Annotated in this window: 12 protein-coding genes; 10 read left to right on the top strand and 2 right to left on the bottom strand. The window is 26.9% G+C overall.

The window, feature by feature from the left end:
- The first annotated feature begins 74 nt into the window (after positions 1 to 74).
- From GOM42_RS07340 to GOM42_RS07320, 5 genes are all read left to right on the top strand, one after another.
- Positions 75 to 1,511, top strand: a complete 1,437-nt coding sequence (locus GOM42_RS07340; protein ID WP_003456581.1) for a DUF4041 domain-containing protein — start codon at positions 75 to 77, stop codon at positions 1,509 to 1,511.
- A 235-nt stretch (positions 1,512 to 1,746) separates the two neighbouring features.
- Positions 1,747 to 4,302 (top strand): bifunctional lysylphosphatidylglycerol flippase/synthetase MprF, encoded by a 2,556-nt coding sequence (gene mprF / locus GOM42_RS07335; protein ID WP_110077454.1) that lies wholly within the window; start codon positions 1,747 to 1,749, stop codon positions 4,300 to 4,302.
- A gap of 189 nt (positions 4,303 to 4,491) precedes the next feature.
- Positions 4,492 to 5,463, top strand: coding sequence for a Gfo/Idh/MocA family oxidoreductase (locus GOM42_RS07330; protein ID WP_003456530.1), 972 nt, complete (start codon positions 4,492 to 4,494; stop codon positions 5,461 to 5,463).
- A gap of 117 nt (positions 5,464 to 5,580) precedes the next feature.
- Entirely contained in the window at positions 5,581 to 6,051 is a 471-nt protein-coding gene (locus GOM42_RS07325; RefSeq protein ID WP_003456429.1) for a L,D-transpeptidase, read from the top strand.
- 46 nt (positions 6,052 to 6,097) lie between these two features.
- Positions 6,098 to 6,304, top strand: a complete 207-nt coding sequence (locus GOM42_RS07320; protein WP_003452114.1) for a heavy metal-associated domain-containing protein — start codon at positions 6,098 to 6,100, stop codon at positions 6,302 to 6,304.
- Between the two features lie 151 nt (positions 6,305 to 6,455).
- Here the strand turns inward: GOM42_RS07320 and GOM42_RS07315 are convergent, their stop codons facing one another.
- Complete coding sequence (locus GOM42_RS07315; RefSeq protein ID WP_025648757.1) at positions 6,456 to 6,665, bottom strand: cold-shock protein; 210 nt, start codon at positions 6,663 to 6,665, stop codon at positions 6,456 to 6,458.
- 261 nt (positions 6,666 to 6,926) lie between these two features.
- On the opposite strand from GOM42_RS07315, the gene GOM42_RS07310 reads away from it, so the two are divergent.
- The 3 genes from GOM42_RS07310 to GOM42_RS07300 all read left to right on the top strand — a co-directional run bounded on the left by GOM42_RS07310 (position 6,927) and on the right by GOM42_RS07300 (position 9,793).
- On the top strand, positions 6,927 to 7,700 hold the full coding sequence (locus GOM42_RS07310; protein ID WP_110077453.1) for a YdcF family protein: 774 nt from the start codon (positions 6,927 to 6,929) through the stop codon (positions 7,698 to 7,700).
- A 560-nt stretch (positions 7,701 to 8,260) separates the two neighbouring features.
- Positions 8,261 to 9,598 (top strand): magnesium transporter, encoded by a 1,338-nt coding sequence (gene mgtE / locus GOM42_RS07305; protein ID WP_003452139.1) that lies wholly within the window; start codon positions 8,261 to 8,263, stop codon positions 9,596 to 9,598.
- Positions 9,599 to 9,628: 30 nt separating this feature from the next.
- Positions 9,629 to 9,793 (top strand): hypothetical protein, encoded by a 165-nt coding sequence (locus GOM42_RS07300; protein WP_164792098.1) that lies wholly within the window; start codon positions 9,629 to 9,631, stop codon positions 9,791 to 9,793.
- A gap of 59 nt (positions 9,794 to 9,852) precedes the next feature.
- Here GOM42_RS07300 and GOM42_RS07295 read toward each other — a convergent pair whose 3' ends face one another.
- Positions 9,853 to 11,301: an MFS transporter gene (locus GOM42_RS07295; protein ID WP_057257674.1), complete on the bottom strand. Its 1,449-nt coding sequence runs from the start codon at positions 11,299 to 11,301 to the stop codon at positions 9,853 to 9,855.
- Between the two features lie 308 nt (positions 11,302 to 11,609).
- Here GOM42_RS07295 and GOM42_RS07290 point away from each other — a divergent pair, with 308 nt between their 5' ends.
- Complete coding sequence (locus GOM42_RS07290; protein ID WP_096071542.1) at positions 11,610 to 12,221, top strand: hypothetical protein; 612 nt, start codon at positions 11,610 to 11,612, stop codon at positions 12,219 to 12,221.
- 62 nt (positions 12,222 to 12,283) lie between these two features.
- Positions 12,284 to 12,967, top strand: coding sequence for a superoxide dismutase (locus tag GOM42_RS07285; RefSeq protein ID WP_003452125.1), 684 nt, complete (start codon positions 12,284 to 12,286; stop codon positions 12,965 to 12,967).
- Positions 12,968 to 12,999 lie beyond the last annotated feature (32 nt).

The raw sequence follows: 12,999 nt of genomic DNA, 5'->3' as shown, positions 1-12,999 counted from the left end.
AAATTTTAGTCAACTTTTTTTATTTACAATAATGTTATATAATGTTAAAAGAGTTCGGATAAAAGGAGAATATTATGGATAAAAAAATTAAGAGTCTATTTATTATTTTAATAATAATAGCTTTTGCTTCAACAATTATTCCATTAGGTGGTGTAGTTGCTGGAATAATAGCTATAGTATTATTTAATTACTTAAAGAAAAATAATATTTTGAATTTAAGTAATTTAGATTTAGAAAAAGTATTGAAGAAAAATGAGGAAGAATTAAAATCTATTAAAGATACTAAAGCTTCTGAATTACAGAAAATAGAAGAATTCAAAAAACAGTATGAAATATTAAATGATATTATGAATTTAGAAGATGTCAAAGGAAAACTTCAAATAAAGATAGCTGTTTTGAATGATGAGCTTAAGGAAGTTACAAATAAAATTAATATATCTGAAGAAATATTAAATTATGAAAATTTAGAAAAAGAGCTATATACATTTCAAGTTGGAGTATTTGAGAAAAAATATGAATATGATTTATCAGAAGAGTATAATGAGCAGTTAAAATTAAATAGATTAAATCAAAAAGAATTTATAAAGTCAGGAAAATCACTTAACAATTCTGAATTATATAAAATATTTAATAGCGATTTGAAGAATTCAGAAAGAAATAAACTTGAAAATAATCTTTGCAAGTTAATATTAAGAGCATTTAATAATGAATGTGATATTATAATAAATAAATTAACAATTTCTAATATAGATAATAGTAGAAAAAGATTAGAGGCAGCCAAAGAACAAATTAATAAATTAGTTTCATCATATAATATATCTATAAATATGGATTATTTTAAATTAAAAGTTGAAGAGTTGCAATTACAATATGAGTATTTAGTTAAGATACAAGAGGAACGTGAAGAACAAAGAGAAATAAAAGAAAGAATGAGAGAAGAGGCTAAGGTACAAGCTGAAATTAACAAGCTTGAAAAAGAAGCTGAGAAAGAAGAAAAAATGTATCAAAAGGCTTTAGAAAAAGTTAGAGCAGAATTAGAAAAAGCTAATGATGAAGAAAAGGCTAAATTAGAAATACAAGTTAAAAATTTAGAAGAAAATTTAAGACAAGCTGAAGAAAAAATGAAAAGAGCAGAATCAATGGCTCAGAAAACAAAAGCTGGATATGTTTATGTAATATCAAATATAGGTTCATTTGGTGAAGATATATATAAAATAGGATTAACAAGAAGACTTGATCCTATGGAAAGAGTTAAAGAATTAAGTGATGCATCAGTGCCATTTAAATTTGATGTACATGCTATGATTTATAGTGAAGATGCTCCTGCTTTAGAAAGGGAGTTACATAATCATTTTGCAAGCAAGAGATTAAATAAGGTTAATTTAAGAAAAGAATTTTTCAATGTTAAATTGTCAGATATAGAAGAAATAGTAAATAGAAAAATGAATACGACTATAAAATTTACTAAATTAGCTGAAGCACTAGAATATAGACAAAGTAAACTTATGTAGAAAAAATACTAGGTTTTTACCTAGTATTTTTTGTTTTCTTTTCTTAAATTTATATTAAATTTTACATTAAGTTATGTTAAATGTGGTAATTGTAACCTTTTCTATATTGATTTCATTTTTATTCTAAGATAGAATTCTTACAGATTTGTAATGCAAATGAAATATTAATCAATGGATTATTAAGAAAGGTAAAGTGTATAATAAATTTGGATTTTAAACATGGGGAGGACAAAAGGTGAAGTTAAATATAAAGATAAGTGACAAATTAAAATTATTTTTTAAGATAGCATTCGTTTCCGTAGTAATACTATTTATAGTTAGGGAATTTACTTCAGTATTTAAAAATTTCAACTCAGAATATTTCTTTATGTATAGAAATAAACTAGACTTTTTAAACCTATTAATAATTGCAGCATTAGGTATAATTTCTTACATTCCTTTATCTTTCTACGATTTTATTTTAAAGAGAAAAGTTGGAATAAGATTAAAAAATAGAAAGCTATATAAGTATTCTTGGATAGCAAGTTCCATTGCAAGTTTACTTGGATTTGGTGGAGCTACATCCTTAGCTTTTAAACAGTATTTTTATGGTGACTATGTAGATGATAAAAAGAAATTATTAAAAGAAATTGGTAAAATAGTAGCCTTAAACTTAACAGGCTTATCAATAGTTTGTTGTACATATATGGGGATTAGAATATCCTCTTGGAATAACCTAGGTATAATAAAATATGCCATAGGAATAATAGCTTTATATGCACCAGGATTTATAATTTACTCAGCTTATAAATATAGTAAAACAAAGGACAAGTTAGAGTTTTTCAGTACCTTAGGTATTATATTCATATCATTTTTAGAGTGGCTTACAACAATAATTCTAATTTATGCTACTTTAAGAATAACAGGAGCATCAATAAGTGTTTTAACTTTCTTACCAATATATATTGAAGCAGCAGTTGTTGGAATGATCAGTATGATTCCAGGGGGAATTGGTACCTTTGACTTAACATTTATGACTGGATTAGAGGTCTTAGGTATTCCTATAGAACAAACCCTATTAGTTATAATACTTTATAGAATAAGTTATTACATAGTTCCAGCTCTTATAGGTGTATTACTTTTTGTACATGATTTCGGTGGGAAAATAAATAAAAAGTTTAATGGATTGCCTTATGAGATAGTATCTAAGGTGGCTTATAAGATAGTGGTTTCTTTAGTATTTATATCAGGAGCTATTATTGTTTTATCAAATATAGCACCTCAATATTTATTAAAGATAAAATTATTAAAAGAAATTTTAGGTAAACAAGTATTAGGCTTATCAATTGGAATGAGCGTAGTATTAGGATTTTTAATAATGCTTGCAGCTCTTATGCTAAAATATAGGGCTAAAAGTATTTACAAAGCAAGTATGGTTTTATTTATATTAGGAATAATATTATCCTTAACAAAGGGAATTAATCCTTATGAATTAGTATTTTTAATTATTGTAGCTTACCTTTTATATTTAAGTAAGAGAATGTTCTACAGGGATAGTTTTGTTGTAAGTTGTAAAAATACCTTAATAGATTCAGGTATATTAATTGCATCTTTTTCAATTTATTTCTTTATTTTAATTACCTTTGGAACACATCTTAAATATGTAGGAATTGTTCGTAAAATGCCTTATAAGATGGCGTATAAATTTGGATTTATAGCCTTTGCTTTAGTAACTGTAATATATGTAGCTATTTACTTTTTAAATATAAGAAGAAAAATTCCTGTTAAGACCTTTGATGAATGTAGCGAATATGTAGAAAAGATAATAGAAGAATACAAGGGTGATTCCCTAACACATTTAGTATTTTTAAAGGACAAGTATATTTATTTAAATGAAGATAAGGACCTTTTCATTCAATATGAAGTCTATGGAGATAAACTTTTTGTTTTAGGAAATCCTGTGGGAAATAATGAAAATCTATTTAGGGAAATAGAAAAGTTTTGTGAGTATGCTGATAATTATGGTTACACACCAGTTTTTTATCAGGTTAATGATGAAATGATAAGTTACCTTCATTCTAATGGATATGATTTTATGAAAATTGGAGAAGAAGCTAAGGTTGATGTAAAAGAATTTAAAGTTGTAGGAAATAAAATGAAGAGCTTAAAAACTTCAAGAAGTAAGGTGACTAAGGAAGGTTATACTTTCCACATGGTTGAACCACCTTTTTCAAGGGGATTTTTAGATTCCTTAAGAGAAATATCAGATGAATGGTTAGATGGAAGAAAAGAAAAAGGATTTTCAGTGGGATTCTTTGATGAAGATTATTTAAATAAAGCTCCTATAGCTATTTTAAAGAATCGAGAGGGAGAAATAAAAGCCTTTGCTAATATAATGTATATGTATGATGATGAAAGCTTCTCAGTGGATCTAATGAGATTTAGTAAAAATACTCCAAGGGGAGTTATGGATTTTATGTTCATAAATTTAATTGAGTATGGAAAAGAAAAGGGCTATGAAATATTCAACATGGGAATGGCTCCTTTAGCAAATGTTGGTTTATCTAAGTATGCTTTCTGGAATGAAAAATTAGCCCTTCAATTCTATGAGAATGGACAAGCACTTTACTCCTTTAAAGGGTTAAGACGCTTTAAAGAGAAGTTTAGTCATAATTGGGAGTATAAATATATTGCTTACAGAAGAAATACATCTATACTAATAACAGTAATACAAGCAGCTATAGTTTGTTCAAGAAACAGAAATGTAGATGAAAGTATAGTTGTAAGAAACTTAAAAAGCTTAATTAAATAAAAAGTTGTATTTTAATAGGGTGTATCGTGAGATTTTTATTTATACAAAATTTAATTAAGAATAAAATATATGATTTCAAAAGGACCAATTTTAGGTCCTTTTAATTTTTAAATAACTTTTGCTTTAAGTGGATTATTAGTTTAAAATAAGCTTAAATAATATACTTTATATTAAAGAGGAGCTGAGAATATGAAAAAACTTAAATGGGGAATATTGGGACCAGGAAATATAGCTAGAGATTTTGCACAGGCTTTAAATAGGGTTAATGGAGAGGTTTATGCAGTAGCTTCTAGAAATAAGGAGAGAGCAGAGAAATTTGCAAGAGAAAACAATGTTAAAAAAGCTTATGGAAGCTATGATGAGATTATAAAAGATGAAAATATAGATGTAGTGTATATAGCAACACCACACAGCAATCATTATGAGTACATTATAAAAAGTTTAAATAATAATAAACATGTTCTATGCGAAAAAGCTATAACTGTAAATGAAAAAGAGTTAGAAGAAGCCTTAAAAATAGCAAGAGAGAAAAATTTAGTTTTAGAAGAAGCAATGACCTTATTTCATATGCCTCTATATGAAAAGGTTATAAAGAAGATAAATAATGAGGATTTAGGAAAAGTGAATATGGTTCAAGTTTCCTTTGGAAGCTTCAAGGAATATGATGAAAATAACAGATTCTTTAATCTTGATTTAGCTGGAGGAGCACTTTTAGATATTGGAACTTATGCCTTATCCTTTGCAAGATATTTCTTATCTAGTATGCCAGAGGAAATCTTAAGTACAGTTAAGAAGGCTAAAACTGGTGTAGATGAAGAGTCTGGAATAATATTAAAGACAAAGGAAGATGAAATTGCAACTATATCCCTAGCCTTTAGATCTAAAATGCCTAAGAGAGGAATTGTTTCCTGTGACAATGGATTTATAACAATTGATAATTTCCCAAGAGCTAATAAGGCAACCATAAACTACTTAGATGGTGCAGTAGAAGTTATAGAGTGTGGAGAAGAGGAAAAGGCCTTAGATTATGAAGTTATCTTTATGGAGGAGAGAATAAAGGAAAATAAAGAATCTAATAGTATAGATTTAACATATGATGTTACAAAAATTATGAATAAGGTTAGAAAAGACTGGGGAATTGTTTATCCCTTTGAAAAATAATTAAAGTTTTATAAAAGATTAAGCTTTATAATAGCTTTAATATTAAAAAATAATATATGAAATTAAAAGTCACCTAAAGAGTATAATGTATTATTAATATTTCTTAGGTGATTTAATTTGGATAGTAATGCTTTAAAAAAATATAAATCTTTAAATTATACAAATTTTAATAGTGATATGGATTCCTTTGTTAATTCAAATAATCTAGAAAGTAGTACTGATTATCTTTTAGTAACTAATTTAAAAACTAAATATACCTATGTTTATAAGAAGTCTAATAATAAGTGGATAAGGATGTATAAATGGATTAGCACAGTAGGTAAACCGTCTACACCTACTAGAAAAGGAATTTTTTTTATTAATGGAAGAAAGGCAGGATTTTCTGGAGCAGATTATTCAGTAAAGTATGCTACAAGGATAGTGGATGGCTATTATTATCACTCAATATTATATGATAAGACTGGAAAGAATATAAAAGATGGTAGACTTGGTGAGGCACTTAGTCATGGCTGTATTAGGCTTAATCCAGATAATGCTAAATGGATATATGATAATATACCAGATAATACTACGGTTTTAATAGCTTAGATTACACATACTATTTTTGAACATTACTTTGAAAGGAGAAATTAGTATGGAGAAAATTCATTGTTTAGTAGATGGCTTAGGAAGTTCTACAAATAAGACTCAAGTTAAAAATGCCCTAGAAAATTTAGAAGGTGTTCAAAAGGTATGTGTAGATGTAGCTAGAGGAAGTATAGAAGTTATGTTTAATGAGCATACAAGTGAAGGTGAAATTAAAAACTGCATAGAAAACACAGGATTTTCTATAAGAAGTTAGTAAGAGTTTTTAAAAAGACTTTATTAAAATTATAATAAACCCTATAAAAATATTCCGAGTAATCACCATAAATTATAGTGTGAATTTACTCGGAATATTTATTAAAACCTTTAAAGCTCTTCTTAACTTAACAGGGTTTAAGCCTTAGTTTTTATAACTTTTGAACATTAGTAGCTATTGGGCCTTTTTCCCCTTCGCTTATATCAAAAGAAACACTTTCACCTTCATGTAAATCTTTTTCAGGTCCTTTTTCCTTTACTTGTGAGATATGTACAAATACATCATCACCTTCATCACAAGAAATAAAGCCATAGCCTTTCTCTTGATTAAACCATTTTACTATTCCAGTTCTACTACTCATAAATATATCTCCTTAAATTAAAAAAGTCTAAACACTAATAGTATTTCATATAATAGTAAATTTAAACATATTTCTTTTAGAAATTTTACTCTTATTTTAAATTGAAGTTCATATAAATTATTTCCTAAAAGGTAATTTATTATGAAAAATAGAAGGGGGCTTAGTAATTTTTTATATTTACTTTTGTAATATTATTGTATATAGTTTCTTTTAAAGTTTTGATAAAATTTTTATATTAAGAACTGGAGAAAGGAGATATATGTGAAGAGTTTAGTTATTAAGTTTATTTCAATTTTTATAGGAATAATATGTATAGTATATTACATCTTAGTTAATGCTTTAAGTGGAAAAACAACCTTTAGCTCTTTTTATTTAATATTAGGAGTAGTCATTATATTATACACCCTTTTTATAAATAAGCTTTTAAAATTACAGTGGTTTAAAAAGGTGTACAAGCCTATAAAAATTTTAGCTCTTATATGTATAAGTATATTTATAATAGTAGAGGGAGCAATAATTTTCTATCCTAAAAAATCCTTAAAACCTTGTGATTACATAGTTGTTTTAGGGGCTGGAATAAGGGGAGAAAATTTAACTGCTACATTAAGAGACAGATTAGATAAGACCATAGAATATTTAGAGAAAACTGGATTTAATGGAGAGATTGTAGTATCTGGTGGACAAGGTCCTGGAGAAAGCATAACTGAGGCTTATGCAATGGAAAAATATCTAGTGGAAAATGGAGTGCCAAAGGATAAAATTGTACTTGAAAATAAAGCAACTAGTACATATGAAAATCTAAATTATTCTAAGAAAATCATAGAGAACTTAAGTGGAAAGCCTATAAAAGACTTAGATATTTTAGTTGTTACCACAGATTTTCATGCTATGAGAAGCAATCTTTTAGCCAAAAGAAATGGATATAATAATATTGATTTATATACAAGCAAAACTCAGTGGTATTTAGTGCCTTCTATGTATGCAAGAGAATTTTTTGCTTTTTGTAAATCATATTTCCTCGATAAGAGAATTTAGCTTTTATAAATATTAAAATTTTAATTGCTTAATTTAAATTAGACATGAGTTAGGATTAAAATTTAGAATATAGAATTAAAATGAAAAGCAGATTAGAAAAAACTAATCTGCTTTTTATTTTGCATGTAGTTATATGAATAAAATGTAAAAGGAGAATCACAACACAAAGAAACAAATTACAGGTTATATAGTTTAAGAATATTCATAGAAGACACTACATGCTTGTGTAAAATAAGAAAAAGTGAGGTTAAAAATTACTAAATTATAATTTTTATTACTATATATTTATGAGCTATTTTTATGAAATATTACAAAATATAAAAAAAGAATGAAAATTTTTATTTACAAATTGTTTAAATATACTTAATATAATATATAGAAATAATATTTTGAAACTTTTATTGCATTTTGGAGGTGGTATGAATGGAAAGCGTTCCCCCTAGTAGGAACTTAAGATTAAAATTAAAAATAAGAGGAATGGTACATTTATATACCTTTAAGGAGCAAATTATCCTATAGATAGTTATTATTCCTCTTATTTAAGGAAAAGAGGAAATGATATGAATAAAAGAATAACAAAAGAAAAGCTAAAGGATATTTTAGCTAAATATCCAAGTAATAAATTTGATTCTCTAGATGATATACATCCAGCTGATATAGTTGATCTTTTAGAGGAGAATGAGGAAAATATTAAGCTTATAAAAAAACTTCCAGAAAATATGATTGCAGATATTATAGATTTTGCGAAGGATGATGACAAGGTAAATATATTAAAAAGTTTACCTGAAGAAAAGAAGAAGAAGGTTTTAAATTTAATAGCTTCAGATGAACTTACAGACCTTATGGCAAGCTTAAATCGTGAAGAAACTAGTAAATTACTTTCAAGTATGCCAGTTCAAGATGCTAAGGATTTAAGAAAATTATTAACATATGCACCAGATACAGCTGGTGGTGTTATGGCCACAGAGTTTATTTCTATAAAGGATACTATGAGTGTAAAAGAAACCTTAGAGTACCTTCAATTAGAAGCTCCAAAGGCTGAATCAGCTTATTACATATATGTTGTAGATGACTTAGGAATATTACAAGGGGTAGTTTCTTTAAGAGAACTTGTAATAAGTAAGTTTGACGAAAAAATTTCAGAGATTGTGAATAAAAACGTCATAAGTGTTCCCTTTGATATGGACCAAGAAGAGGTTGCAAATATATTTGATAAATATGGACTTTTAACAATACCAGTTGTTGATTACAAAGATATGCTTTTAGGTATAATAACAATTGATGATGTTATTGAAATTATAAAAGAAGAAACAACAGAAGATATACACCGTCTAGGTGGTGTAGATGGAGAAGAAAAAGTTGATAGTACAGTAAAAGAATCTGTAAAAAGTAGATTGCCATGGTTATTTGTTAACCTAATAACTGCGTTCTTAGCTTCTGCCACTGTTGGACTTTTTGAAGGAACTATTAGTAAGGTTGTAATTTTAGCAACATTCATGCCTATTGTTGCAGGTATGGGTGGAAATGGAGGAACTCAAACCTTAACAATTATAGTAAGAGGTATAGCCTTAGGAGAATTAACTTTTAAAAATGCAAAGAGAATTTTCTTTAAGGAAATTGGAGTTGGTATTTTAACAGGGGCTGCAACTGGATTAGTAACTGCAATAGTTGCTGTTTTATGGTCAGGAAAACCTGCAATTGGAATAGTAATAGGATTAGCTATGATATTAAATATGACTGCTGCTACCTTTGCAGGATATTTAGTACCAGTTGTTTTAAAGAAATTAAAAATAGACCCAGCCTTAGCTTCTGCCGTATTTGTTACAACAGTAACTGATGTATGTGGATTTTTCTTCTTCTTAGGTTTAGGAACTTTATTCTTACCATATTTAACTTAGATTATTATTTTTATTAAGAGGGTGGAATTAATGAAGAAGAGTTTTAGAAGTAAAAACATTTTATTAGTGGTAATTTTAGCACTTTTAGTATTTGTAGGAGGCAATATTTATTTTAGTAATCCTGACAATTTAGCAAGATTAGAGGTTGGTAACAATGCTCAAGGAATAATGAGCATACAAGAAACTAATAATTAAAAAGGTGCTGTATCAAAGTAGATTTTAATAAAATCTTTGATACAGCACTTTTTATTTTTTTATTTTTTATTTTTTTTAGATTGAATATATTCAATTACAGAAATTATAAGGCATATAAAACATGAAATAGCAACTAAAATATATACAAATCTCATTCCAGAAATAAATATATCAGGTCTATTAGGAACAGATCCTAAAACTCTAAAACCAGCTAACTTACTCATTTTTGCATATAAAATAGAAGTTGAAGCTGATACTCCAAAGGCAAGACCTAAATTTCTTATTAAGGCATTAGTACCACCTGCTATTCCAAGCTTATCCTTAGGAACAGAGGACATTATAAGGTTTGTATTTGGAGATTGGAATAGTCCATTTGAAAAACCTAATAAAGATAACATAAGGAATATGGATGTTTCACTTGAGTTACCATTTAATGATGATAATAAAATCATTGAAACTCCTGTTAAGAATAATCCTACTAAAGTAAGTATTTTACTTCCTATTTTATCAGATAATGTTCCACTAAGGGGTGCAATAACAAATAATACAATTGGATAAGCTGTCATTATAACTGAAATTTTTCCAGGACTATAGCCTAAAATGTCATTTAAGTAAAAGGGTTGAATAACATTAATTGTATTTATTGCAGTAAAGGAAATAAATGCACATATTAAGCTTACTGAGAATATTGGCTTTTTAAATAAGCTTAAATGAAGCATAGGATTTTTTATCTTGTTTTCATAGATTAAGAAGAAAGCAAGAATAATAAGTCCAATTATTAATCCTAGGATTACATATATGCTAGTAAATCCTAAATGTTGGCTAATTAATATTGATGTAAATATAAGAATTGTAGCAATGAAAAACATTGTTGCTCCAGGCTTATCCATTGACTCAGATTCCTTAGGAATTCTTATTGGTAGATATTTTTTAGCGAATATGTAGCATATTATACCTATAGGTACATTTATTAAGAAAATATAGTGCCAAGTGAAATATGTAACTATGAATCCACCTAATGCTGGACCTAATATAGAACCTAAGGCAACAAAGGAACCAGAGATACCTAAAGCTTTTCCTCTTTCCTTAGGAGGGAAAACATCTGTTATAATACCTTGGTTAGTTGACATTAACATAGCGGCACCAATAGCTTGCACAACCCTAGATAATACTAAAATAGGAAGTGATGGGGATATTCCGCAAAGGAAAGATCCAAGAACAAATATTAAAATCCCTTTTATAAATACTGAACTTTTTGAATGCATATCTCCTAATCTACCAAAGATTAAAATTGATGCAGAAATTATTATTAAATATGAACTTACAATCCATTCAGTTCCAGCCATAGTTGCACCAAGTTCTTTTTGAAGAATTGGAAGGGCTACATTAACTATGCTACTATCTAAACATGCCATGAATGGTTGCATTACTAATACTGCTAATATAAACCATCTGTTTTTATAAACTAAATCTTCCGTGTTTTTAGAGTTTTCATTAGCATTATTCACCTAATCATCTCCTTTATTAAATTTTAATGAAATTTTTGTTAAACATTAACTATACAATTATAAAACGACAAAATTTTATTGTCAAAATTGAAAAAACGCTTATTTTCCATGTATAAAGGCCTTTTATTAATTAAAAAATATTAAATTTCTAATAATTACTTCCTTTATTAAAAGTTGACTTTAATTAAAATAAGCTTACCTAAAAATATTGTTTTAATGTGGAAGAGGAAAATATTATATGTTATTATTCATATAAAAGTGTTAGAATAGATACAAAGGAAATAAGTTACATCAAGGGAGGACTTAATATGCTTAAGGTATTTTTTTCTTTTAAAAAACATTTTATAGAACATAAGCTATTGATTCTTTCAATGGTTCTTTCACTATTTATGTCTAGCATATTAAAATGGAGTTTCTTCAAATATATAGTTGGTATATTATCTTTTTGTATGATTATGCTAGACTATAAAGAGAGTTTAGATAATTTTGTTGAAAGCAAAAAATTAATATATAAAAAGTATATAAATAATATATTCTTTTTAGTTGATAGTTTAATTGTAGGATTTATAATAAATGAAGTATTTTGGATACTTACTAAAAATGAAATATTTCAATTTAAAGAAGGGGTTTTAAAGAGTACATTAATAACAACAATAAGTATAATAGCCATAGTTAATATTGTTTATGCACTTTTTCTAGAAAAATTAGATTTTGAAGACATAAAGTGGATAAGTATTGTCTTAACTTTATTTATAATGAATAGCAATGTTATTAATGGAACAATAAACAGTTTATACATAATTCAAAGTAAGGATGGATTAAATTTAATTATTACCTTAATAATTGTTTTAGGTATATTTTTTATTAGCTATTATATATTTAAAACTTTGATTTTACAAAGTATTAAATTAAAAAAATAAATATAAAAATAGGTATTGGGAAGAATAATAATAAATTATTTCAAATATGAGGAGGTAAAAAAATGAAAAATAATTTTTTAAAACACAAAAAAAGCCCATTAATGTATCCAGCTTATTGTGGATCATCTTCAACTAAAGGGGAAGGTTTTAAATTAAAACCTTTAGACTATCCTTATGATGCCTTAGAGCCATCAATAGATGAAGAAACAGTGAAAATTCACCATGACAAGCACCAACAAGCTTACGTAGATAAGTTAAATAAAGCTTTAGAAAAACATCCTGAGCTTTATGGAAAAAGCTTATATGATATCTTAAGCAATTTAGATGATATGCCAGAGGATATTATGGCTGACTTAGTAAATCAAGGTGGTGGAGTTTACAACCATGAATTCTACTGGAGTATTTTAGGAAAAGGATGTAATAGACCAGTTGCTGAAATAGCAGATGCTATAGACAGAGATTTTGGTTCTTTTGAAGAATTCAAAGAAAAGTTTAAACAATGTGGAATCTCTACCTTTGGTTCAGGTTGGGCATGGTTAGTTAGTGATAAAGATGGAAAGTTAGAAATAATGTCAACTAAGGATCAATCATCTCCTATTTCTTTAGGATTAATTCCTATATTAACAATGGATGTTTGGGAACATGCGTATTACTTAAAATATCAAAATAGACGTCCAGAGTATATAGACTATTTCTTCGATATAATAAACTGGAAAAAGTGTGAAGAATATTATAACAATAGATAATAGAAAAATATCATATAATATGTAATAAATCA

Source organism: Clostridium sp. 16K-1-R1 (assembly GCF_023921145.1).
GTDB classification, from domain to species: Bacteria; Bacillota; Clostridia; order Clostridiales; family Clostridiaceae; genus Sarcina; species Sarcina perfringens.
The sequence above is the reverse complement of the archived record's forward strand: the minus strand, read 5'-3'. Positions and strand labels throughout refer to the sequence as shown.